Raw genomic sequence first — 24076 nt, 5'->3', positions numbered from 1 at the left:
CTTATGTACGTCGGGATCGATGTGGGCACGTCCATGGTGAAGGCCGCCGCCTTCGACCGCGGCGGCCGTGAACTGGCCGTCGAGGCACGGCCGGTGGGGCTCAACCTGCGCGGCGGAGCCGTGGAGCAGGACATGGAGGAGGTGTACGGGGCCGTCGTCGCCGTACTGCGGGCGCTGACCGCTCGGGTGCCGGAGCCCGTGGAGCTGGCCGGGCTGACCGGGCAGGGCGACGGGGTGTGGCTGGTGGACGGGGCGGGCCGGCCGGTGCGGCCTGCGGCCTCCTGGATGGACGGCCGGGCCCACGCACTGGTCGACCAGTGGCTGGCGGACGGCACCTTCGAGAGCGTCTTCCGGCGCACCGGCAGCGCGATGTTCCCGGGCTGCCCGGGCCCGCTGCTGGCGTGGCTCGACCGGTACGAGCCGACGTCCCTGGAGGCGGCCGCGGCGGCCGTGTACTGCAAGGACATGGTCTTCCAGCGGCTGACCGGCGCGGCGCGGGCGGTGACGGACGTGTCGGACGCGTCGATGCCGTTCCTGGACCCGCGCACCCGGTCCTACGACAACCGGGTCGTGGAGCTGCTCGGTCTGACCCACCGCCGGGGCCTGCTCGCACCGGTCAGCGATCCGGTCGCGACCGGCGAGGCGCGCGGCGCGGGGCTGCCGCCCGGCACCCGGCTGGCGAACGGCCCGTACGACCTGCCGGCCTGTGCGCTCGGCGCGGGCGTCACCGCGCCCGGTGACGGGCTGCTGATCGTCGGCACCTGCCTGGCCGCCCTGGTCGCCACCACGGACCTGGACCTGGGCGGCGAACCGGCCGGGCTGTACATCTCCACCGACCGGCCCGGTCACTGGCTGCGCGCGATGCCCGCGATGGTCGGCACGGCGGCCCTGGACTGGGTGCTGAGCACCACGGGCGTGCGGCACGAGGAGGTGGACGCCCTGCTGGCCGCCACCCCGCCGGGCGCCCACGGGGTGCGCGTGCTGCCGTACTTCGCGCCCTCCGGCGAGCGCGCCCCCTTCGTGGAGCCCCGGCTGCGGGCCGAACTCACCGGTGTCTCCCTGGAGTCGACGCCCGCCGACCTGATCCGCGCCACCTGCGAGGGCATCGGCTACGCGGCCCGGCACTGCCTGGCGGCGGCGGGCCTGACCGGGACGCTGGCGGTGTGCGGCGGCGGCACCCGCAGCCCCGCCTGGATGCGGCTGCTGGCGGACGTGCTGGGCCGCCCGCTGCGGGTGGTGGAGGGCGAGGTGGGCGCGCGGGGCGCGGTGCTGGCGGCGGCCGAGCGGTTCGGCACGGCCCTGGACGCGGCGGCCTGGACCGAGCCGACCCGCGTCGTGGAGCCGGACGCGGACCGGGCCGCGTACTACGCGAAGGGGTACGAGGAGCACCTGGCGCGCCTGGCTCAGGCACGCGAACGGGCCCGGAGCTGACCGGGCCCGTTCGGCAGGACTTACAGGGTCGTGACGTACAGGGTCAGGGCTTACAGGGTCTGGACTTACAGGTTGCTGAAGTCGGGGCCCTTGGTGCGGGTCCGCTTGATCTCGTAGAAGCCGGGGACGGAGGCCACGGCGAGGGTGCCGTCCCACAGGCGGGCCGCCTCCTCGCCCTTGGGGGCGGGGGTGACGACCGGGCCGAAGAAGGCGATCTGCTCGCCGTCGGGGCCCGGGACCGCGATGACCGGGGTGCCGACGTCCTGGCCGACCTTCTCGATGCCCTCCTTGTGGGAGGCGCGCAGCTCGGCGTCGAACTCGAAGTCCTTCTGCTCGGCGTACTCGATCAGCTCGGCGGGCAGGCCGACGTCCGCGAGCGCACCGGCGATGGCCTCCAGGGTCGCGCCCTCGCCGTTGTTGTGGAACCGGGTGCCGAGCGCGGTGTAAAGGGGGCCGAGGACGTCCGCGCCGTGCTTCTGCCAGGCCGCGGTGACCACGCGCACCGGCTGCCACGCCTTGACGGCGAGCATCTCCCGGTACTCCTCGGGCAGCTCGTCCAGCTTGTTCTCGTTGAGGACGGCGAGGCTCATGATGTGCCAGCGGACCTCGATCTCGCGGACCTTCTCCACCTCCAGCACCCAGCGGGAGGTCATCCAGGCCCAGGGGCACAGCGGGTCGAACCAGAAGTCCACGGGGGTCTTGCCGCTCGTGGTCACGGTCTCGGACATGCGTCTCCTCAGCGAAATGGGCTTTTGAAGGAGCAACATTCCCCTGGTCACCCTCATTCCCTGGTGCCCCGTGTCAGGGGCGCGTGGCAGGATCGGTGCTGTTCCGCGCCATCCAAGCGACCACGAGGGAGTGCCGCCCGTGCCCGGTGAGAATCTGACCCGCGACGAGGCCCGTGAGCGGGCCGCCCTGCTGTCCGTCGACGGGTACGAGGTGGCGCTGGACCTGCGCTCCGCCGTGGGCGACGGGGACGGCGGGCCGCGCACCTTCCGCTCGGTGACCACGATCAGGTTCCGCTGCAACGAGCCGGGCGCGTCCACGTTCGCCGACCTGGTCGCGCCGAGTGTGACCTCAGTCACACTCAACGGCAAGGACCTGGACCCGGGTGAGGTCTTCGACGGCTCCCGGATCGCGCTGGAGGACCTGGCCGCCGAGAACGAGCTGACGGTCGACGCGCAGTGCGCCTACTCCCGCACCGGCGAGGGCATGCACCGCTTCGTGGACCCCGAGGACGGCGAGGTCTACCTCTACACCCAGTACGAGCCGGCCGACGCCCGCCGGGTCTTCACGAACTTCGAGCAGCCGGACCTGAAGGCGCCGTACCGCTTCGAGGTGCGGGCGCCCGAGGGCTGGACGGTGTGGAGCAACGGCGCCGGGGAACGCGCCGACGGCGTCTGGCGGTTCGCGGAGACGAAGCCGATCTCGACGTACATCACCTGCGTGGTGGCGGGGCCGTACCACTATGTGACGGACTCCTACGAGCGCACCCTGGAGGACGGGACGAAGCTGGAGATCCCGCTCGGCGCCCTGTGCCGCAAGGGACTCGCGCCCCACTTCGATGCCGACGACGTCTTCCTGGTCACCAAGCAGGGCCTGGACTTCTTCCACGAGCACTTCGACTACCCGTACCCCTTCGGGAAGTACGACCAGGCGTTCGTGCCCGAGTACAACCTGGGCGCGATGGAGAACCCGGGGATGGTGACCTTCCGCGAGGAGTACATCTTCCGCGGGAAGGTGACGCAGGCGTCCTACGAGGCGCGGGCCAACGTCATCCTGCACGAGATGGCGCACATGTGGTTCGGCGACCTGGTCACCATGGTGTGGTGGGACGACCTGTGGCTGAAGGAGTCCTTCGCGGACTTCATGGGCACGTTCGCGAACGTCGGCGCGACCCGCTTCACCGACGCCTGGATCACCTTCGCCAACCGCCGCAAGGCCTGGGCCTACCGCGCGGACCAGCTGCCCTCCACGCACCCGATCACCGCGGACATCCGCGATCTGCAGGACGCCAAGCTCAACTTCGACGGCATCACGTACGCCAAGGGCGCCTCCGTGCTGAAGCAGTTGGTGGCGTACGTCGGCGAGGACGCCTTCCTGGAGGGCGCCCGCCGCTACTTCAAGCGGAACGCGTACGGCAACACGCGCCTGGGCGACCTGTTGTCGGTGCTGGCGGAGACCAGCGGCCGGGACATGTCCGCGTGGGCCCGCTCCTGGCTGCAGACGGCCGGGGTGAACTCGCTGACTCCGCAGGTGCTGCTGGACGCGGGGGGCCGGGTGGCCGAGCTTGCGGTGGTGCAGGAGGCGCCGGAGTCGCACCCCGAGGAGCGCCCGCACCGGGTCGCGGTGGGCCTGTACCGCCGTACGGCCGAGGGCGTGCTGGAGCGGTACGCGCGCGTGGAGACGGACGTCGAGGGTCCGCGCACGGTGGTGGCGGAGCTGGCCGGCGCCGAGGCCCCGGAGCTGGTGCTGGTCAACGACGACGACCTGACCTACTGCAAGATCCGCTTCGACGAGACCTCGCTGGCCACCCTGCGCGAGCACCTGGGCGCGCTCACCGACCCACTGGCCCGCGCCCTGTGCTGGTCCGCGCTGTGGAACCTGACCCGGGACGCCCTGCTGCCGGCGCGGGACTTCGTGGACCTGGTGCTGCGGTTCGCGGGCCGGGAGTCCGACATCGGCGTGCTGCAGATGCTGCACGCCTGGGCGAACTCGGCACTGGCGCACTACGCGGCGCCCGAGTGGCGGGCGACCGGCGAGGAGCTGCTCGCCGAGGGCGCGCTGCGGGAGCTGCAGGCGGCCGAGCCCGGCAGCGAGCACCAGCTGGCCTGGGCGCGCTTCTTCGCGACGGTCGCCTCCGGCGGGACGGACCTCGCGCTGCTGAAGGGTCTGCTGGACGGCACGGAGACGGTCGAGGGCCTGGACGTGGACCAGGAGCTGCGCTGGGCGTTCCTGGGACCGCTGGCGGCCCACGGGGTGGCCGACGAGTCCGTCCTCGCGGCCGAACTGGCCCGTGACGACACGGCGTCCGGCAAGCGCCACCAGGTCCGCTGTCTGGCCGCGCGCCCGTCGGCGGCGGTCAAGGCACAGGCCTGGGCGCAGGTCGTGGAGTCCGACGCCCTGTCGAACGCGCTGGTGGAGGCGACCATCGCGGGCTTCGACCAGCCCTCGCAGCGGGAGCTGACGGCGCCGTACGCCGAGAAGTACTTCGCGGCGATCGAGCGGGTGTGGCAGGAGCGGTCGATCCAGATCGGCATGGACGTCGTACGGGGCCTGTTCCCGGGTTTCCAGGACCGTCAGGAGACGCTGGACGCGACGGACGCGTGGCTCGGGGCCCACGCGGACGCGGCGCCCGCGCTGCGCCGACTGGTGCTGGAGGCGCGGGACGACCTGGCGCGCTCGCTGCGCGCACAGGCGTGCGACAAGGCGGCCGCCGACGCCTGACCCTTGGCCTGAGCTTCCCCGGTCGGTGACCGTTACGGAATTCAGTCAATAGCGCCCGTAACCCCTGGTCCACACCCGATTGGACCAGGGGTTTTCCACCCCTACTCGACACCCGAACACTTGCCCTTTAGTACCGTCTTGTCCGCATTCCTCGACGACCGTGTAACAGCGGTTAAGGGTGGGACAGAGCGCGGGAATCTCGGGGCCATGACGCACAACACCCCGCTCTCCCCCCGCCCCCTCCGTCACCTCTCCGAGGTCCACCGCCGTGTTCTGACGGCGGCCCAGCTCCGCTCCCACGGCGTCTCCACGGCCGAGCTGAACGAGCAGTGCCGCCCCGGCGGCCCCTGGCAGCCGCTGCTGCCGAACGTGATCCTGCTCCACCCCGGCCCGGCGACGAGCGAGGAGCGGCTGCACGGGGCGCTGCTGTACGCGGCACGGGAGTCGGCCCCGGGCGTCCCGGCCCAGCCCTCCGCCGACGAGCCGCACCGCCCGGTGTACGCGGACGCCGTCATCACCGGCCTGGCGGCCCTCACCCTGCACGGCTTCTCCTCCACCCCGCCGCTCCTGTCCCTGGACCGCGTCGACGTACTGATCCCCCGCCTGCGACGCCTGCGCTCCGCGGGCTACGTCCGCGTCCTGCGCACCCCCTCCCTCCCCACCCCCTGCGCGGTGACGGGCCTGCCGGTGGCACCGGTGCCGCGCGCGCTGGCCGACGCGGTGGCGGAACTGACGGACGCGGCCGCGGTACGCCGCCTGCTGACCGAGGCGGTACGCGCCGGCCACTGCGAACCGGCCGCGGTGGTACGGGAGTTGACCAACGCGAAGCTGCTGACCCGCCCGCACGTGGTGGACGCGGTGGACTCGCTGCTGGCCGAGGGCCGGGCCATCGCGGAGGACCGCCTCTACCGGATGGTCAGCGAGTACGGCCTGCCCGACCCCGTCTGGAACGTGGACCTGCGCCTGCCCGGCGGCCCCCACCTCGGCGGCCTGGACGCCTACTGGCCCGAGCAGGCGGTCGCGGTCGAACTGGACACCCGGGCCCCCCGCCAGGACGAGGACGCCCTCTGGTCGGAATACGCCCGCAAGCGCGAGCACTTGGAACGTCTGGGCATCACGGTCGTCTACATCACCCCCAGGAAGCTCCGTGAGTCCCTGGAACAACAGGCGACGGTGGTCCGCACGGCCCTGATGGCCTCCGGCGACCGCGACCCGGCCGCCTATGTCGTGGTGCTGCCCCGGTAGTGACGGACCGAGGCGACACCAGGAGGGGAGAGGAGGGGCCACCGGGGCGATGCCGGTGGCCCCTCCTCATGTCCAACTCCCGTCACCCTCAAGCGTTACGGTGGCCCGATGAGCGATGAAGCCGTCGTACTGCGCCCCGCACGCGAGGACGATCTGCCCGTGCTCGAACGGTTCCTGCTGGATCCGGAGAGCGCCGGGCCGTTCCAGTGGTACGGATGGTCGGACCCGGGGCGGTTCAGGCGGCGCTTTGCCGAGAACGGGATGCTGGGCGAGGACGGTGGGCTGTTGGTGGTGGAGTCGGCCGCCGAGCCGCTCGGGTTCGTCGCCTGGCGGAAGGTCGTCGTCTCGCCCTCCACCCACTGCTGGAACATCGGCGCCCAGCTGCTGCCCGAGGCCCGCGGACGCGGGGTCGGCAGCCGGGCCCAGCTACAGCTCGTCCGCCACCTCTTCGCCCACACCCCCGTGATGCGGATCGAGGCGGACACCGAGGCCGAGAACATCGCCGAACAGCGGGCCCTGGAGAAGGCCGGCTTCACTCGCGAGGGCGTACTGCGCGGCATCGTCTTCCGGGACGGGAAGTGGCGGGACGGCGTCGCCTACAGCGTGCTGCGCGGCGACCCGCTGCCCGCCCACGTGTGAGGCGTACACCTCGTCGAGCAGTGCGGCGTACGCGGCGATCATGCGGGTGCGGCTGAAGCGCTCACGGCTGCGTTCCAGGGCGGGAGCCAGCTCGGCGCGGCCCGTGATCGCGGCCGTCCAGGCGAGGGCGATGGCGCCGGGGTCGGGCGGGGTGACGAAGCCGTGGCCGGTGACGATCGCCGCGCTGTCGCCGACGTCCGTCGTCACCGGGACGGCACCGCACATCATGCCCTCGATCAGGCACAGCGGCGCCGCCTCCCCGGAGACGGAGGTCAGGGCGACGACGTCGGAGCCCGCGTAGACGGCCTCCATGTCGTGCCGTACGCCCAGGAGGTGGATCCGTTCCGCGAGCCGGCGGTCCTCGCCGAACGCGACCTCGATGTCGGCCCACAGGGACGGGTTCCCGTCGGTCATGCCCGCGCCGCACATCAGGACGTGTCCCTCGGGCTCGCGCGCCAGCCAGGCGCGGGCCGCCCGGAGGAAGAGGGGCACGTTCTTCATCTGCGCGTACCGGGCCGCGAAGACCACCACCGGGGCGGCGGCCGGAATGCCCAGGGACGCGCGGAACGCCAGCCGGGCCGCCGGGTCCGGGCGGAAGCGGAGCAGGTCGACGCCGTTGGGGATCACGTGCAGCAGGTCGGCCGGGACGCCGGCGGCCTCGTAGGCGGCCCGCGTCGACTCGGCGCAGCACACGCACGCCGCCACCGTGCCGTCGGCGATCGCGGCCTTCAGCTCGTCCAGGGCGGGGCCCTGGTTCTCGGGGTCGGAGCGGTGCAGGCAGACCACGACCGGGCGGCGGGGCAGGCCGCCCTGGTTCAGGAGGGCGAGCGGCTGTTCCTTGAGGGAGAGGATCACATCCGCCCCGGCCATGGCCCGAGCCGTTTCGGCCAGCTCCGGACCGCTGAAAACGGACGCCGCGACCGAGCCGTCCACCAGGCCCGCGGTGCGGCCCAGCGAGGTGACGCCGACCTCGCCGGCCGTCAGCGCGCGGTAGCAGTGGTCGTCCTCCATGCGTTGCCGGGTGGCCTCGCGGTGGACCTCGCCATGGATGCTGAGTACCTGGTGGGACTGGCCGCCCTCGGCCAGTCCCAGTACGACGTCGCTGTGCACGATCCTGGCCCCTCCGGAGAAGAAGCCCTCATAGACCGACAGCACACGCAGTCCGTGCCTCGCGCGCACACGACCACCCGCCTTGCATAAATGATCGAGAAGATCGAGCCATCCCCGTCCATAGCGGGATAGCCGATATGAGGCGGTACGGACATTGCGGGCGCGTTAACACGGAACGACGGGAATGAAACGTTGGCTAACAGAATTCCCCGTCGATCACCGCGTCCATGTCCCCGGCCCAGTCCCCGTTGAAATTCAGCGCCAGCGCATGGCGGCCGTCCTCCGTCGTCACCGCATCGGACGCGGAGCCGTGGATGCCGCCGCCATGGCCCCAGACATGAACACCGCAGGTCAGCTCGGTGTCCATGAGGCCGAGGCCGTAGCGGGTGTTCGGGATGCCGTCCGCCCGTACCGTGGTCTTCATTTCCTTCAGCTGCTGCGGCGGAAGGAGTTTTCCGCGCAGCAGAGCGCTGTAGAAGCGGTCCAGATCCGCGGAATTCGAGATCATTTCACCGGCCGAGGACGCGATGGACGGGTTGAGCTTCGTGACGTCGTACGACGGACCCGTCGCCGTCTGAGCGAGTTTCGAGTAGGCGCGGCTGCTGGGGTGCGGGACGGTGACCCGGGTGCCGGGGACGGAGGTGGCCGTGAGGTGCAGGGGGCCGATGATGCGGCGGGTGATTTCCGTGGCGTACGAGTGGCCCGTCACCTTCTCGATCACCATGCCGGCCAGGACGTAGTTCGTGTTCGAGTACCCCCAGGACTTGCCCGGCCTGAAGTCCGGCTCGTGCTTCATCGCGATCGCGACCAGGTGGCGCGGGGTGAGCGTGTCGTAGCGGTGTGCGAAGAAGCCGTCCTTGGTGAAGTAGGCGCGGCCGAAGTCGTCGTCGGCGGTGTAGTTGTAGATGCCGCTGGTGTGGTTGAGGAGCTCCCGGACGGTGATGCGGCTCCCGTCGTGGCCGTGGCCGTGCACCACCCCGGGCAGCCACTTCTCCACCGTGTCGTCCAGCGACAGCCGGCCCTCCGCCTCCAGCTGGAGCAGGACGGTGGAGACGAACGTCTTGGTGATGCTGCCGACGCGGTAGCGGTCGGCCGTCGAACGCGGTGCGCCCGTGCGGGTGTCGCCCACGCCGGCCGTCGTGGACCAGGTGCCGTGGGCGTCCTTCGCGGTGGCGGTCACCCCGGGTACCCCGGCCTGGACGGCCGCCTCGATCGCCTTGCGCGTGGCGGAGTGGCCGCCCGTGGCGGGGCCGGCCGCGAAGGCCGGGCCCGCCAGGGCCGCCGACAGGAGCAGGGCGGTGGCGCCCACCAGGGTCGTACGTGCACGCATGTCTTCCCCCAACTGTGCCGTTCGGTTCGGTCGGGGGAGGGACCTGGTGGTGGTGTGCGAAGGTTGCGTGCCTGTAGGCCGGTTGAGTGAGTTTCAGCCCTTCTTGAGCACCAGCTCGGTGTTCCGGTCGGCCGCGCTGCCCGCGAGGGTCGTCCTGGCACCGGGGGCGTTGTAGGCCAGCTCGCGGTAGAGGGCGGCGAGGCCGGTCTGGGAGAGGTCGGCGAAGTCCGTGCGGTGCGGGGCGGCGGACTCGATCAGGGTGGTGAACAGGGAGATCGTGCCGTCCTTGTTGTCCACCAGCTCGACGACGCGGGCGAGGTGGGGGTAGTCGATGTGCGAGGCGGTGGAGATCTCCCAGAAGGAGCGGCCGCCGGAGGCCTGGTGCGGGGTGATGACGTTCTTGTGGATGTGGCCGTTCACCCAGGCCAGCACGTTGGCGTGGGAGGCGAGGAGCGAGACCACCTCGGCGCCGTTGTGGCGCCGCTCCCCCGGGTGGGCCGGGTCGCGGCGGGTGTTGGTCATCGTCTTGCTGGTGTGGTGGCTGAAGACGACGGCGTAGGAGTCCTTGTTGTCCTTGAGCGTCTTGTCCAGCCACTTCAGCTGGGCGGTGCCGACGGAGCCCTCGTAGTGGCCGCCGGCGTCGGTGGTGTCGAGGCTGATGCCGATGACGTCGTCGGAGATGCGGAAGGCGTAGTACTGGGTGCCCGCGTCCAGGTTCGCCGAGGAGTAGCCGTGGCCGACCGGGCCGTGGCCCTGGTAGGCGGGGTCCAGGTGGGCCTTCAGATAGTCCGCGGAGGTGTACGGCGCCCGCTTCTCGTCCGGGGTGACCGAGCGCATCGAGCGGGCGTGGGCCTTGAGGAAGTCGCGGTAGCCGACGCCCTTGGGGTCGGTGGCGTTCTTGATGGCGTCCTGGAGCTTCTTGGCCTCGGCGGCGGAGACGTTCATCAGCTTCTTCCCGCCGATGGCCGCCTCGGCGAGGTAGGGATCGCCGTGGGAGCCGTAGCAGCCGAGCGGGAGGGAGTCGTGGTTGCCGACGGTGGAGTACCAGGGCAGGTTGAGGCCGGGGCTCCTCACCTCGCGGACGGCGGCGGCCAGGAAGCCCTTCAGGTACGGGAAGCCGAGCGCCTTGTCGCCGTCGCGGGTGGTGGAGTCGGGCTGCCAGTACAGCTTGAGGCCGCTGTTCTGCACGCCCTCGTAGTGCCGCGGGTCCCCGGAGTTCGGGGTGATGCGGCCGCCGCTCATCACCTTCATGAACCACTCCAGTTCGGAGTGGGCGTTGTTGTCGGTGTTGTCGCCGGTGGTCATCACGAAGTGCAGCGGGGCACCGGTGACGGGGGCGCCGCGCAGCGCGTTGACCCGCTCGACGAGCGAGACGGCGCCGGGCACGGTCAGCGCCTCCTGCGGGCGCCAGGCGTGCGGGTCGGTGGAGCGCAGGTACTCCAGCCGCAGGGGGTGCTGGACGTCCTGCAGGTGCAGGTCGGTGAACTGCACGAAGGCGGCGAGGGTGGTACGGCGGCTCGCGCGGCCGGACTTGGGCGTGGCCAGCTCGCTGCGCACGACCCGCTTCCAGCCGGGGCCGTCGCCCAGGCGCCGGTAGCCGGAGCTGTTCCGGGGGGCGGCGACGGAGGAGAGAGTGGTGCCCTTGGTGTAGGGGGCGAGCGGGCTCGCAGCGGAGGCCTGCCGGGAGTGGGCGACGGGCGCCTCGGCGGTTCTGGTGGCGGCCTGGCTGTCGGTGGTGCGCAGGGCGTAGCCGACGCCCGCGGAGAGCGAGACCGCTCCGGCGGCGGCGAGGACGGTACGGCGGTGGACCCCCAGTGCGGAGGTGGCGACAGAGCGTATGCGCGACATGGCGCGATCTCCCCGAGTGCGAACGCGTCGGCAGTGGTCGCGGGCGATCGCTCTCGCGAACATCCCGCTCGCTCTGGATGCTTGGCACCGGGAATGACCTGTACGTGAACACGACAGCAACGCGCAGCGCCGATCACCGTACGTGGATCTCTGGCCACCTTTCGCGCCCACGACCGCTCCTCGGGCGGCCGGGCAACGGTCACTCCGTGTTCATTTTCCGGGGTAGTGCAGCTATTCCACCCGCCCCGCCGCCGGCCGCTCGCGCCACAGCCGCAACGCCGTGTCGATGAGCGGCACCCGGTTCAGGCCGGGCACGGCGGCCAGGTCCTGCCAGGCGGCGAAGTCGGTGGAGCCGCCGACCTCGTGCCGGAGTTCACCGTCGGTCACCTCGCCGGCGTAGACGATCCGCACGCCGTGGTAGTCCGTACGGCGGCTGAACCGGCGGGCGCCGGTGAGCCGGAGGGAGTCCACGCCGAGGAGGCCGGTCACCTCGATGCGGTAGCCGGTCTCCTCGGTCACCTCGCGGCGGACGGTATCGTACGGGTCCTCGCCGTGCTCCATGCCGCCGCCCGGCAGCACCCACTCGGGCGTGCCGTCGGGGCCCGGCGAGCGGGCGAGCAGGATCTGTCCGCCGCGGACGCACACGGCGTAGGCCGCCACCCTCAGCTTCCGTCGCATGGACGGACGTTAGCGCGCGGTGTCCGGGTTGGCGGGCGAATATTCCGGCGCGGACCAGCGCAGGGGCAGGGCGGCGGGGGTCTCCACGGCCTCCTCGACGGTGAAGCGGACCGTCCGCTCGCCGTCGGCCGTGAACTCGGTGTGGGCCTCGCCGGTGAGTTGCAGCACCGTGCCGGTCGTCCAGTCCAGGAAGAGCAGCCCGGCGCGCGGGTCGGTGCGCAGGTTGCCGAGGGTGAGGAACATGGCGTTGCCGGCGTAGTCCGGCCAGGTCAGTTCGCGCGGTGACACGACCTGGACGAAGCCGCGGTTGCCGCCACGGTGGCTGACGTCGGCTCCGCCGGGGTGCACGGTGGCCAGGAAGAAGGTGTCGGCCGATTGTATGAACTCCACTGCCTGGTGGGTGAGTTCGCTCAGTGGGCAGGGGGTGCCTGGTGTGCGGTCGGTGAGGGTCTCGTACGACTCCCTGCGTTGGATGTACTTGGGGCAGTTGGAGAAGACCTGGTCCGCGGTGACGGCAAAGCCGCGGTTTGTCGGCCTCAGCCGACCATTGAGGCGCATCCGGCGGCGGGTGCGGGGGTCCAGGGCGATGGTGCCTATGTGAGTGCCCGGGGCTTTCAGGGCCGACGCGAGGGGATCCGTCAGGCCGTCGTTTGTGTTCGTGATGACCGACATCTGCCTCGGGCCCGTGGCCCGTACGAAGCCCGGTGCGCCCGCGAGGGCGGACGCCCATACCCGGCCCGTCTCCGGAGCCGCCGCGCCGACGATCAGCAGGGGCTGGAGTTCCAGGAAGGCCGCCGCGACCGGCTTGATGTCCTGGCCGAGGGAGCGGCCGACGTGATCGGCGCGGTCCCGGACGCCGACCAGGTCCTGCAGGGCGCGCGAGCCCGCGTGATAGCCGCTCACGGCTAGAAGAAGCCGCAGGTCGGGGCGGAGGCGTGCGGAGCGGGGGCGCTCTCGGCGCCGAGCGGTCCGGAGATCTCCAGCCGGGTGCCGTCCGGGTCGTGGAAGAAGATCCCGCCGGAGGCCGCCCCCTCCCGGTGGGCCACCACGCCCTCGTGGGCGAACTCGACCCCGGCGCCGCGCAGCGCCGTCTCGTACTCCCGGACCCGCTCGATCGAGTCGGCAGTGAAGGCGAGGTGGTGCAGTCCGGCCCGGCCACCGTCGTACGCCCCCTGCGCCTGCTGCCAGAGGGTGAGGACGGGGCCTTCGCCGCCGTCGCCCAGGAACGCGTAGCGCCGGTCGTCCTCCTTGCCCTCGGCGAGCAGGGTGAAGCCGAGGACGTCCCGGTAGAAGGCGAGCGAGCGGTCGAGGTCGGTGACGTTGAGGCCGGTGTGGCCGGTGCGCAGAGTCATGGCTTCCCTTTCAGGCTTATAACCTTCGACATCACGTTAGAGGGTTAGATACGGAAGCGCAACCGGTCACGTACTCTTGAGGGGTTAGCCGAGAAGGAGTGCCCGATGTCCGCCGCCCGCGATCCCCGCCCGCTCACCGGTGAGCCCCTCGCCCTCGACCTGATCAACACCCGGTGGAACCGGGAGGGCGTCACCCAGGACCTGCTCGCCGACGCCGAGGGGCTCGCGGTGTGGCTCGCGAGCAACGGGCTCGACGGCGCCCACGCGGCCGACGCGGCCGTACTGGACCATCTGCGCCAGGCACGGGAGGCGCTGCAGGCCGCGGTGGACGGGTCACTGGCCGAGGGGGCACCGCTCGTCGACGCCGTCCTCGCGCACGGGCGCATCCGGCCTCGGCTGACCGAGCGGGGGGCGGCCGAGGAGCCCGAGTTCGGCGACCCCGCCTGGGGCCCGGCCTGGCTGGCCGCCCGGAACTACCTGGAGCTGCTGGCGCAGGCCCCGGACCGGATCCGCAGCTGCGCCCATGAGACGTGCATCCTGCACTTCTTCGACACGTCCAGGAACGGCACCCGCCGCTGGTGTTCGATGGCCGCGTGCGGCAACCGGGCGAAGGCGTCCCGTCATTACGCCCGCTCGAAGGAGAACTGAGCGAATTCCGGACCAGACAGGTCCAATCCGCTCAGAACCCATCGCGGGTTTTCCCCATACATCCATATCGATTCGGTCAACGGTCCCCAAATTTCTGCCCTTTGGGTAAAGCTGTGCCCTCGTCCGGCACTGGATTCTTTACCTACAAGGGATGCCGATGACCCACACCCCCGAGCGCGACCCGATACCCGGCCACAGACGCCTGGCCCGCATAGGCCTGGCCGTGGGCGTGGTGGCCGCTCTCTGCGCGACCGGGCCGATACCCCTGGCCCTCGCCGCGGACGCTCCGCCCGCCGCGGCCACCGACCCCGGCGTCAAGTCCGCCCACGACAAGCTCGGTTCGGACGACGCCGACCTGCTCGCCGAGGCCAAGGCGGACGGCGACAAGAACGTCACGATGATGATCGCGACCGCGCCCGGGAAGACCGAGCAGGTCACCGAGGAGCTGCACGCGGTCAAGGGCGGCTCGGTGGGCCGTACCTACGACAAGCTCGGCTACGTCCGCGCCACGGTCCCGACCGCCAAGGCGGACTCGGCGATCGCGGCCGCCGCGAAGCTCTCCTCGGTGCACGCCATCGACCTGCGCCAGGAGATCGCGCTCGACGACCCGACGCCGAACGCGGACACCGCCAAGTCGGCGACGGCCACGAAGACTTACCCCGGCCCCGGCAAGGACACCCCCGCCGAGAACCCGTACAACCCGTCCTTCGAGACCGGCGCCGTCGACTTCGTCGACGAGCACCCGAAGGCGGACGGCCGGGGCGTCACCATCGGCATCCTCGACTCCGGCGTCGACCTCGGACACCCGGCGCTGCAGAAGACCACCACCGGCGAGCGCAAGATCGTCGACTGGGTCACCGCGACCGACCCGATCCTGGACAGCGACGCCACCTGGCGGCCCATGGTCACCGCGGTCTCCGGCCCGAGCTTCAGCTACGGCGGCCAGACCTGGGCGGCGCCGGCGGGCTCGTACCAGATCAGCACCTTCAAGGAGTCCGCGACCACCGGCGGCGACGAGAAGGGCGACCTGAACCGGGACGGCGACACCACCGACAGCTGGGGCGTCCTGTACGACGCGGCGGCCGGCACGGTCACGCTCGACCTGAACAACAACCACGACTTCACCGACGACACGCCGATGAAGCCGTACAAGGACGGCTACCAGATCGGCTACTTCGGCACCGACGACCCGAAGACCGACGTCGTCGAGCGCGTGCCGTTCGTCGTGCAGATCCGCAAGGACGTCCCGATGGACCCCTTCGGCGGGTCCTGGGTCGGCAAGAAGGCCGACTTCGTCAACATCGGCGTCATCGAGTCCGAGCACGGCACCCACGTGGCCGGCATCACCGCCGCCAACGGCCTGTTCGGCGGCGAGATGAACGGCGCGGCCCCCGGTGCGAAGATCGTCTCGTCCCGTGCCTGCACCTGGACCGGCGGCTGCACCAACGTCGCCCTCACCGAGGGCATGATCGACCTGGTCGCCAACCGGGGCGTCGACATCGTCAACATGTCGATCGGCGGCCTCCCGGCGCTGAACGACGGCAACAACGCGCGCGCCGAGCTGTACACCCGGCTCATCGACACCTACGGCGTCCAGCTGGTCATCTCCGCGGGCAACTCCGGTCCCGGTGCCAACACCATCGGCGACCCCGGTCTGGCCGACAAGGTGATCTCGGTCGGCGCGGCCATCTCCCGGCAGACCTGGGCCGCCAACTACGGCTCGCAGGTGGAGAAGAAGTACGCGCTGCTGCCCTTCTCCTCGCGCGGCCCGCGTGAGGACGGCGGCTTCACGCCGACCCTGGTCGCGCCCGGTGCCGCGATCAACACCACCCAGACCTGGCTGCCGGGCTCCCCGGTCGCCGAGGCGGGCTACTCGCTGCCGGCCGGCTACTCGATGCTCCAGGGCACCTCGATGGCGTCCCCGCAGGCCGCGGGCGCCTCGGCGCTGCTGCTGTCGGCCGCCAAGCGGAAGGGCATCGACCTGACGCCCGCCACGCTGCGCACGGCGCTGACCTCGACCGCCGACCACATCAAGGGTGTGCAGGCGTACGAGGAGGGCGCGGGCCGCATCAACATCGTGGACGCGTGGGACGCGATCCGCGACGACGCGACCGCGCACGACTACACCGTCAAGGCCCCGGTCGACACCGCGCTCGACCAGGCGCTCAAGACCCCGGGCTACGGCACGGGCCTGTACGACCGCGAGGGCGGCCTGAAGGCCGGCCAGAAGAAGACGTACGACGTCACCATCACCCGTACCTCCGGCCCGGACAAGGCCGTGTGGCACGAGCTGCACTTCGAGAACAACGCCGGTGACACCTTCCGGATCCTCGGCGACGACGTCGTGCGGCTGCCGCTGAACCAGCCGGTGACCGTCAAGGTCCAGGCGGCGCCGCGGTCGGCGGGCATCAAGAGCGCGATCCTGGAGGTCGACGACCCGAGGACGGAGGGGGTCGACAAGCAGATCCTCACCACCGTCGTGGTCTCCGCCCCGGTGAACTACACCTACTCCGCGTCGAGTTCGGTGCAGCGCAACAGCACGCAGTCGTACTTCCTGAACGTGCCCGCGGGCGCCAAGTCCCTGGAGGTCGCGATCGGCGGGCTCAAGGACAAGAGCCAGACCCGGTTCATCGCGATCCACCCGTACGGCACTCCGGTCGACAACACCGGCACCCCGTACTGCTACAACAACTACCTCGACGGCAACGGCTGCAAGCCGGACGTCCGCTCCTACGCCGACCCGCAGGCCGGTGTCTGGGAGATCGAGGTCGAGTCGCGCCGTACCTCGCCGCTGCTCGACAACCCGTACACGCTGGACGTCTCCGTCCTCGGCGCGGCCTTCGACCCGGAGACCGTGACCGTGCCCGAGGTCAAGGTCGGCACCCCGGCCACCGCCTCCTGGAAGGTGACCAACAAGTACGCGGCCCTCGACGGCAAGCTGGTCGGCGGCCCCCTCGGCTCCTCCAAGACGGCCCGCCCCTCCATCAAGGAGGGCGAGACCCAGACCACCACGGTGGACGTCCCGGCCGGTGCCAAGTCCCTGGACGTGGCCATCGGCAACGTCTCCGACGCGGCCGCCGACCTGGACCTGACCGTGTACGACGCGAGCGGCAAGCAGGTCGCGCAGTCCGCGGACGGCGACTCGGAGGAGGCGGTCTCCGTCCCGTCCCCGGCCGCCGGCACGTACACCATCAAGGTCGTGGGCTACTCGGTCCCGTCCGGTTCGACCGACTACGACTACCGGGACGTGTTCTTCTCCTCCACGCTCGGCACCGTCACGGTCGACGACTCGACCCCGGTCAAGCTCGGCACGGGCGACTCGGCCACGGTGACCGGCCAGGTCACGGCCGCCGCCGAGGCCCCCGCGGGCCGCGAGTTCTTCGGCCGGCTGCAGCTGGTGAACGCGCGCGGCACCGTCGCGGGCGTCGGCAGCGTGAAGATCGAGAAGGTCACGCCGTAACGGGCTGACCTGAGGTGAGGGGCGGGTGTCCGGAGGGACACCCGCCCCTCACGGTTTGCCGGTCGGCTCCTGGTCCTCGGACGGGCATGTGGTGTGCCGGGAGTCGGGCAGCGCCTCGGTGATCCAGGCGCGGTCGGCGGCCACGCGGGTGTCGCCGACGGACCACCGGCTCGCGGTCTTCCGCCCCTGGTCGACGCCGACGAGCACGTGCTGCCCCTTGTGCGGGGCCGGCTTCGCGTCGTCGTCGAGGAGGAAGGCGACCTCGGCCGGGCCCCGGGCGGGCTTGTAGGAGCGGGTCACGGTCAGCACGATCCGGGTCCAGGGCGTCTGCGGCTGCGGATCCACCGCGGCCACCGTGCCCTCGACGACCAGCTTGGAGCAGGCCAGGGCCTGCTCCGGGTCGGAGGGCCGCCCGCTGTCGCTGGAGTACTCCGGGCTCCGGGCGTCGGTCTTCGCGTCGGCGCTGCTCCCGCCCATCGAGTCGTCCGCCCCGGTGTGCGTCACGAGCCAGCCGAGCCCGGCGACCATGCTGAAGGCCGCCGCGAAGGCGAGCGAGCCGAGCGCGAGGCGCAGGGCCCGTCGCGGGCCGGACGGGCGCCCCGGGCGGGTCGGGCGTACGGGAGCGGTGGGGCGTGTGGTGCTCCGGGGGCGTTTCCCGGACGGGGCGCTCCGGGCGGGGCCCGCCGTGGACCCGGCCTCCGCGGCTGCCGGTGCGGCCGCCTGCTCCTCCCCCTGCTCCTCCCCGGTCAGTGCCTCCGCGAGCCAGGTCAGCTGGTCCTTCAGCAGCGCCACGTCGGCCTCGGCCGAGCGGTGTTCGCTCAGGTAGGCGGCGTCCCGGTGGGCTTCCTCCGGCAGGGGCTCGCCCGTGATCGCGGCCATGAGCGCGTCCATGCCGGCGTACTCCCCCGCGCCCTCGTGTTCGGCGGTCACGTCACACCACCTCGTCCTCGTGCAGCCTCTCGCGCAGCGCGCGGACCGCCGTGTGCAACCTGCTCTTCACCGTGCCCTCGGGAACGCCCAGCTCCTCGGCTATCCCGCGCACCGGCAGGTCGGCGAAGAAGCGCAGGATCACGACCTGCCGCTGGGCGTCGGGCAGTTCGTCCAGACCCCGGGCGACGGCGAGGGAGAGCAGGCTGGTCTCCTCGCCTGAGGGGTGCACCGGCTCGCGCAGCGACGCCAGCCGCTCCCCCAGCCGCTCCTGGCGCCGCTTGGCCCGGTGCCAGTCCATGGCCAGGTTGGAGGCGACCACCGCCACCCAGGCGGACACGTTCCGCGGTGCCTCGCGCCCGCTCGCGGCCCGCTCCAGCAGCCGCAGGCGGACCTGCTGCACCCCGTCCGGCAGGTCCGCCTGCGGCACGCCACCGAGCGCGAGCACCGCCCGCACCCGGCGTTCCTGGGCCGCGTCCAGAGGATCTTCCTCGTGGACACGGCGGGCCGTTCTGCGCAGCACAAGCCACCCCCCTCACCGCGTTTCCTCTACGACGCCGCAGCGCACGGAAACGTTCGGCGGAACCCCGGTACATCGTTCAGAGGCGTACGTCACACCGCCGCGCGGGGCAGCACAGCTTCCGGCACGGGGCGGCCTTGAAGCGAATTTCTCCAGCTCAGCGGGGGTGTGGGCGGGAGTTCCGCAACCGCTGGCCGGGACGGAGCGTCCCAGTCCTCGGGCATGACCCGCAAAGAATTGGACAGGCGGACCGTGGTCGGCCGCATGATGGAAACGCCGCAGACACACAGAAACATCTAGAGGGAGTCGCCGTGAGGGTCGGAATCGTCGGAGCCACCGGTCAGGTCGGCACGGTCATGCGCAGGATCCTCGTGGAGCGGAACTTCCCGGTCACCGAGCTGCGCCTGTTCGCCTCGGCCCGCTCGGCCGGCACCGTGCTGGACGGCGTGACGGTGGAGGACGCGGCGACCGCCGACTACACCGGCCTCGACATCGTGATCTTCTCCGCGGGCGGCGCGACCTCCAAGGCGCTGGCCGAGAAGGTCGCCTCCCAGGGTGCCGTCGTGATCGACAACTCCTCGGCCTGGCGCAAGGACCCCGAGGTCCCCCTGGTGGTCTCCGAGGTGAACGCGCACGCGATCGCCGACCGCCCCAAGGGCATCATCGCCAACCCGAACTGCACCACGATGGCCGCGATGCCGGTCCTGAAGCCGCTGCACGAGGAGGCCGGCCTGGAGGCGCTGGTCGTCGCCACCTACCAGGCGGTGTCCGGTTCGGGTCTCGCGGGCGTGGCGGAGCTGCACGGCCAGGCCCAGAAGGTGGTCGCCGACGCCGACAAGCTCACCCACGACGGCGAGGCGGTCGACTTCCCCGAGCCGGGTGTCTACAAGCGGCCCATCGCCTTCAACGTGCTCCCGCTGGCGGGCTCGATCGTCGACGACGGTCTGAACGAGACCGACGAGGAGCAGAAGCTGCGCAACGAGTCCCGCAAGATCCTGGAGATCCCGGGTCTGAAGGTCTCCGGCACCTGTGTGCGCGTCCCGGTCTTCTCCGGCCACTCCCTCCAGGTCAACGCCCGCTTCGCCCGCCCGATCTCCCCGGAGCGCGCCACCGAGCTGCTGGCGGGTGCCCCGGGCGTCGTCCTCTCCGAGATCCCGAACCCGCTGCAGGCGGCCGGCAAGGACCCGTCGTTCGTCGGCCGCATCCGCCGCGACGAGACGGTGGAGCACGGCCTGGCCCTGTTCATCTCCAACGACAACCTCCGCAAGGGCGCCGCGCTGAACGCGGTGCAGATCGCGGAGCTGGTCGCGGCGGAGCTGTCGGCGAAGTAACGCGAACACTCTGAAATGGGGCGGTCACCTCCGGGTGGCCGCCCCTCCAGTTTCCGGCCCATAGGGCTTTCCCTAGGGCTGCGCCGCGCAGCCCTAGGACGTCGCCCTCTGTACAGGTCCCGTGGAAGGATGGCCGAACGCACACATAACGAGGAGATGACCGCGTGCCTGGCACAAACCTGACTCGCGAAGAGGCGCAGCAGCGGGCGACGCTGCTCACCGTTGACTCGTACGAGATCGATCTCGACCTCTCCGGCGCGCAGGAGGGCGGCACCTACCGGTCCGTGACCACGGTGCGCTTCGACGTAGCCGAAAGCGGTGCCGCGTCCTTCATCGACCTTGTCGCGCCGGCGGTCCATGAGGTGACCCTGAACGGCGACGCGCTCGACCCCGCCGCGGTCTTCGAGGACTCGCGGATCGCGCTGCCGGGGCTGCTGGAGGGCCGCAACGTCCTCCGGGTGGTCGCCGACTGCGCCTACACCAACACCGGCGAGGGCCTGCACCGCTTCGTCGACCCGGTCGACGAGCAGGCCTACCTGTACACCCAGTTCGAGGTGCCGGACGCCCGCCGCGTCTTCGCCTCGTTCGAGCAGCCGGACCTGAAGGCGACCTTCCAGTTCACCGTGAAGGCGCCGGCGGGCTGGACCGTCATCTCCAACTCCCCGACGCCCGAGCCCAAGGACGACGTCTGGGTGTTCGAGCCGACGCCGCGCATCTCGTCGTACATCACCGCGCTGATCGTCGGGCCGTACCACTCGGTGCACAGCGTGTACGAGAAGGACGGGCAGAGCGTGCCGCTCGGCATCTACTGCCGTCCCTCGCTCGCCGAGTTCCTCGACTCGGACGCGATCTTCGAGGTCACCCGGCAGGGCTTCGACTGGTTCCAGGAGAAGTTCGACTACCAGTACCCGTTCAAGAAGTACGACCAGCTGTTCGTGCCCGAGTTCAACGCGGGCGCGATGGAGAACGCGGGCGCGGTGACCATCCGCGACCAGTACGTCTTCCGATCCAAGGTGACGGACGCGGCGTACGAGGTCCGCGCGGAGACCATCCTGCACGAGCTGGCCCACATGTGGTTCGGCGACCTGGTCACCATGGAGTGGTGGAACGACCTGTGGCTGAACGAGTCGTTCGCCACCTTCACCTCCATCGCCTGCCAGGCCTCCGCGCCCGGCTCCAGGTGGCCGCACTCGTGGACCACGTTCGCCAACTCGATGAAGACCTGGGCGTACCGGCAGGACCAGCTGCCGTCCACGCACCCGATCATGGCGGACATCCGCGACCTGGACGACGTCCTGGTCAACTTCGACGGCATCACGTACGCCAAGGGCGCGAGCGTGCTGAAGCAGCTCGTCGCGTACGTCGGCGAGGACGAGTTCTTCAAGGGCGTGCAGGCCTACTTCAAGGCGCACGCCTTCGGCAACACGCGCCTGTCGGACCTGCTGGGCGCGCTGGAGGAGACCTCCGGGCGTGATCTGAAGACCTGGTCGAAGAAGTGGCTGGAGACGGCCGGCATCAACATCCTGCGCCCGGAGATCGCCACCGACGCCGACGGCGTCATCACCTCCTTCTCCGTCCGCCAGGAGGCCCCGGCCCTGCCCGCCGGCGCCAAGGGCGAGCCGGTGCTGCGCCCGCACCGCATCGCGATCGGCCTGTACGACCTCTCCGCCGACTCCGGCAAGCTGGTGCGCACCGACCGGATCGAGCTGGACGTCGACGGCGAGCTGACGGCCGTAGCGCAGCTGACGGGCAAGCGCCGCCCCGCGGTGATCCTGCTCAACGACGACGACCTCTCCTACGCCAAGGTCCGCCTGGACGAGGAGTCGCTGAAGACCGTCACCGAGCACCTCGGCGACTTCGAGGCGTCCCTGCCGCGCGCGCTGTGCTGGGCGTCGGCCTGGGACATGACGAGGGACGCCGAGCTGGCGACCCGCGACTACCTCTCGCTGGTGCTGTCCGGCGTCGGCAAGGAGTCCGACATCGGCGTGGTGCAGTCGCTGCAGCGCCAGGTGAAGCTGGCCATCGACCTGTACGCCGACCCGTCCACCCGCGAGGCCCTGCTGACCCGCTGGACCGACGCCACGCTGGCCCACCTGCGGGCCGCCGAGCCGGCCGGCGACCACCAGCTGGCCTGGGCGCGCGCCTTCGCGGCGACCGCCCGGACGCCGGAGCAGCTGGACCTCCTGGAGGCCCTGCTGGACGGCACCCACACGGTCGAGGGCCTGGCCGTCGACACGGAGCTGCGCTGGGCGTTCGTGGAGCGGCTCGCGGCGGTCGGCCGCTTCGACGAGGCGGAGGTCGCGGCCGAGTACGAGCGGGACAAGACCGCGGCCGGTGAGCGCCACGCGGCCACCGCCCGGGCGGCCCGCCCGACCCCGGAGGCCAAGGCGGAGGCGTGGGCGTCGGTCATCGACTCCGACAAGCTGCCGAACGCCGTGCAGGAGGCCGTGATCAGCGGCTTCGTCCAGACCGACCAGCGCGAGCTGCTCGCGCCGTACACGGACCGGTACTTCGAGGTCGTCAAGGACGTCTGGGACTCCCGTTCGCACGAGATCGCCCAGCAGATCGCGATCGGCCTGTACCCGACGATCCAGGTCTCGGAGGAGACCCTGACCAAGACGGACACCTGGCTGTCCGCGGCCGAGCCCAACGCGGCCCTGCGCCGGCTGGTCTCGGAGTCCCGCTCGGGCGTCGAGCGGGCGCTGAGGGCCCAGGCGGCGGACGCGGCGGCCGGCGAGTAGTCGTCGCCGTACGGCAATGAAGGCGCCCGGTGTGCGCAGTGCACCGGGCGCCTTTCCGTCTGTTCGGTCTCAGTCGCACACCCTGCGGGCGACGTCCAGCATGGTCCGTACGTGCAGTGCGGTCTGCGCGGACACCGGTATCCACCGCAGCTCGTAGGTCTTGTCGAGTTCCCGGCACCACTCGTGCACCAGGTCCGTGAGGGCGCAGGCGGTCCCGGGGGCGGTGCCGGCCAGGGCCCGGCGCAGCATGGCCGCCGCGCGCAGCGGGATACGGCGGGCGGCGACGCCGAGGGTCGCGAAGTGGCCCCGGGAGCCGCCGCGCTCGTCCGCGCAGGTGGCGGCGATCGACGGCGCAACGTCCAGCAGTTCCCGGGCGGCGGTGTGCAGGGGCAGCAGGTCCTCGTCGGGTACGCCGTCTCCCAGCAGCTCGGTGATCTCCCGGGTACGGCCCAGCAGCAGCTCGGCCGCCCGGGCGGCCTCCCCCGCGGGTCGGGTTCGGGCCGGGGGTCGCTCACGGCGGGGGCGGACCAGGCCGGTGCCTCGACGACGGCGGTCAGGGTGCCGTAGCGCCACGGGTAGAGCCAGGTGCTCTCGGCGACGTAGCCGCTGGGGTCGCGTTCGCTTCCGGTGTTCCCCTCCGGGAGCCGCAGGACGCCGGGCGGGTCCGGCTGCCAGTCGGGAGCGTCGTACGGACGGTGGTCGAGCGGGATGCGCAGGAGTGCGGCCGTCTCGCGGAAGGCGCGCGCGGCACCGGGCACCCTCCTGGTCTGCAGGGTGAAGGCACCGCCGACCTCGATGCCGTGCAGGGTGAACTGGGCCACGGGCCGCAGTTCGTCGAGCAGCCGCACGAGGGCCGCCGACTCGGGCAGCGGCTCCCGGCCGGTGCCCGGGACGGGCAGCGACTCGGGCTGGCAGGCGAACTCGGGCCGGTAGAAGTGCCGGTGGCACTCCGTCAGTGACGGGGCCGGCTCCTCGGGCTGCCAGCCGTGCGCGAGGCGGGCGCCGTCCGGGTCGAGGCAGAGCAGGAAGTGCCAGGTGCAGCCGAGTGCCTCCGGAATCTCCGGCCGGTGGGCGAGGAGCCGGGCGAGCCGCAGGGCGGAGGCCCCACCCACCGGCTCGTTGGCGTGCGCACCGGCGACGGTGAGAATCTGCCGCTCCCCGTGCCCGGCGGACAGCACCCACAGCGGCCGCCCGCCCCGGCTCTCCCCGACGGCCCGCAGCCGCAGCACCCCCGGCGCGGCGGCGACCAGCGCACGGGCACGCCGCTCCAGTTCGTCGACGCCCGGATAGCCCACCATGGCAACTCCACTTCCGCTACTGGATGTTGAGCGGTTCCATGGGAGCGTCGGGAGTGGGGGCCGTCAAGAGT

The 24076-nt window shown here is 71.5% G+C and carries 18 protein-coding genes and 2 pseudogenes; 9 read left to right on the top strand and 11 right to left on the bottom strand.

The window, feature by feature from the left end:
* Positions 1–3: 3 nt before the first annotated feature.
* Positions 4–1431, top strand: a complete 1428-nt coding sequence (locus tag CRP49_RS20160; protein ID WP_097254627.1) for an FGGY-family carbohydrate kinase — start codon at positions 4–6, stop codon at positions 1429–1431.
* A 65-nt stretch (positions 1432–1496) separates the two neighbouring features.
* On the opposite strand, the gene CRP49_RS20155 is transcribed toward CRP49_RS20160, so the two are convergent.
* Entirely contained in the window at positions 1497–2159 is a 663-nt protein-coding gene (locus CRP49_RS20155) for a DsbA family protein (RefSeq protein ID WP_094221243.1), read from the bottom strand.
* Between the two features lie 139 nt (positions 2160–2298).
* On the opposite strand from CRP49_RS20155, the gene pepN (CRP49_RS20150) reads away from it, so the two are divergent.
* The 3 genes and pseudogenes from pepN (CRP49_RS20150) to CRP49_RS20140 all read left to right on the top strand — a co-directional run.
* Entirely contained in the window at positions 2299–4878 is a 2580-nt protein-coding gene (gene pepN, locus CRP49_RS20150) for an aminopeptidase N (protein ID WP_179851689.1), read from the top strand.
* Positions 4879–5085: 207 nt separating this feature from the next.
* Positions 5086–6123, top strand: coding sequence for a hypothetical protein (locus CRP49_RS20145; protein ID WP_097254626.1), 1038 nt, complete (start codon positions 5086–5088; stop codon positions 6121–6123).
* 108 nt (positions 6124–6231) lie between these two features.
* A pseudogene (locus tag CRP49_RS20140) lies at positions 6232–6600 on the top strand (GNAT family N-acetyltransferase); the annotation flags it as partial.
* On the opposite strand, the gene CRP49_RS20135 reads toward CRP49_RS20140, so the two are convergent.
* The 6 genes from CRP49_RS20135 to CRP49_RS20110 all read right to left on the bottom strand — a co-directional run bounded on the left by CRP49_RS20135 (position 6550) and on the right by CRP49_RS20110 (position 13080).
* Positions 6550–7917, bottom strand: coding sequence for a glycosyltransferase (locus CRP49_RS20135; RefSeq protein ID WP_257033678.1), 1368 nt, complete (start codon positions 7915–7917; stop codon positions 6550–6552). The pseudogene CRP49_RS20140 and the gene CRP49_RS20135 sit on opposite strands and share 51 nt — an antisense overlap.
* 151 nt (positions 7918–8068) lie before the next feature.
* Positions 8069–9202: a serine hydrolase gene (locus tag CRP49_RS20130; protein WP_179851688.1), complete on the bottom strand. Its 1134-nt coding sequence runs from the start codon at positions 9200–9202 to the stop codon at positions 8069–8071.
* A 93-nt stretch (positions 9203–9295) separates the two neighbouring features.
* Positions 9296–11050, bottom strand: coding sequence for a TIGR03767 family metallophosphoesterase (locus CRP49_RS20125; protein ID WP_097254624.1), 1755 nt, complete (start codon positions 11048–11050; stop codon positions 9296–9298).
* Positions 11051–11281: 231 nt separating this feature from the next.
* Positions 11282–11728, bottom strand: coding sequence for an NUDIX hydrolase (locus CRP49_RS20120; protein WP_179851687.1), 447 nt, complete (start codon positions 11726–11728; stop codon positions 11282–11284).
* 9 nt (positions 11729–11737) lie between these two features.
* Complete coding sequence (locus tag CRP49_RS20115) at positions 11738–12631, bottom strand: pyridoxamine 5'-phosphate oxidase family protein (RefSeq protein WP_097254622.1); 894 nt, start codon at positions 12629–12631, stop codon at positions 11738–11740.
* A 2-nt stretch (positions 12632–12633) separates the two neighbouring features.
* The gene (locus tag CRP49_RS20110) at positions 12634–13080 is read right to left on the bottom strand and encodes a VOC family protein (protein ID WP_097254621.1); all 447 of its coding nucleotides are present in this window, start codon (positions 13078–13080) and stop codon (positions 12634–12636) included.
* Between the two features lie 105 nt (positions 13081–13185).
* Here CRP49_RS20110 and CRP49_RS20105 point away from each other — a divergent pair, with 105 nt between their 5' ends.
* Positions 13186–13728 carry a CGNR zinc finger domain-containing protein gene (locus tag CRP49_RS20105; RefSeq protein WP_097254620.1) on the top strand — a complete coding sequence of 181 codons (543 nt, stop codon included), beginning with the start codon at positions 13186–13188 and terminating at the stop codon, positions 13726–13728.
* 157 nt (positions 13729–13885) lie between these two features.
* Positions 13886–17188, top strand: coding sequence for a S8 family serine peptidase (locus tag CRP49_RS20100; protein ID WP_097254619.1), 3303 nt, complete (start codon positions 13886–13888; stop codon positions 17186–17188).
* Positions 17189–17236: 48 nt separating this feature from the next.
* Here the strand turns inward: CRP49_RS20100 and CRP49_RS20095 are convergent, their stop codons facing one another.
* Both CRP49_RS20095 and CRP49_RS20090 read right to left on the bottom strand, forming a co-directional pair.
* Entirely contained in the window at positions 17237–18118 is an 882-nt protein-coding gene (locus CRP49_RS20095; RefSeq protein WP_097254618.1) for a hypothetical protein, read from the bottom strand.
* A 1-nt stretch (position 18119) separates the two neighbouring features.
* Complete coding sequence (locus CRP49_RS20090; RefSeq protein ID WP_094221253.1) at positions 18120–18638, bottom strand: RNA polymerase sigma factor; 519 nt, start codon at positions 18636–18638, stop codon at positions 18120–18122.
* A 308-nt stretch (positions 18639–18946) separates the two neighbouring features.
* On the opposite strand from CRP49_RS20090, the gene CRP49_RS20085 reads away from it, so the two are divergent.
* Both CRP49_RS20085 and pepN (CRP49_RS20080) read left to right on the top strand, forming a co-directional pair.
* The gene (locus CRP49_RS20085) at positions 18947–19966 is read left to right on the top strand and encodes an aspartate-semialdehyde dehydrogenase (RefSeq protein ID WP_097254617.1); all 1020 of its coding nucleotides are present in this window, start codon (positions 18947–18949) and stop codon (positions 19964–19966) included.
* A 164-nt stretch (positions 19967–20130) separates the two neighbouring features.
* Positions 20131–22707, top strand: coding sequence for an aminopeptidase N (pepN, locus tag CRP49_RS20080; RefSeq protein ID WP_097254616.1), 2577 nt, complete (start codon positions 20131–20133; stop codon positions 22705–22707).
* Between the two features lie 69 nt (positions 22708–22776).
* On the opposite strand, the gene CRP49_RS47955 is transcribed toward pepN (CRP49_RS20080), so the two are convergent.
* Positions 22777–23280: a hypothetical protein gene (locus CRP49_RS47955; RefSeq protein ID WP_257033447.1), complete on the bottom strand. Its 504-nt coding sequence runs from the start codon at positions 23278–23280 to the stop codon at positions 22777–22779.
* A 122-nt stretch (positions 23281–23402) separates the two neighbouring features.
* Here CRP49_RS47955 and CRP49_RS47950 point away from each other — a divergent pair, with 122 nt between their 5' ends.
* The gene (locus CRP49_RS47950) at positions 23403–23666 is read left to right on the top strand and encodes a hypothetical protein (protein ID WP_257033446.1); all 264 of its coding nucleotides are present in this window, start codon (positions 23403–23405) and stop codon (positions 23664–23666) included.
* Positions 23667–23747: 81 nt separating this feature from the next.
* On the opposite strand, the pseudogene CRP49_RS49135 reads toward CRP49_RS47950, so the two are convergent.
* Positions 23748–24005, bottom strand: a pseudogene (locus CRP49_RS49135) (M14 family zinc carboxypeptidase); the annotation flags it as partial.
* Positions 24006–24076: the final 71 nt, after the last annotated feature.

The sequence above is a fragment of the Streptomyces sp. Ag109_G2-15 genome (assembly GCF_900215565.1).
Classification (GTDB): Bacteria; Actinomycetota; Actinomycetes; order Streptomycetales; family Streptomycetaceae; genus Streptomyces; species Streptomyces diastatochromogenes.
Note: the sequence above shows the minus strand (reverse complement) of the source record. Positions and strands in the feature narration are given on the sequence as shown.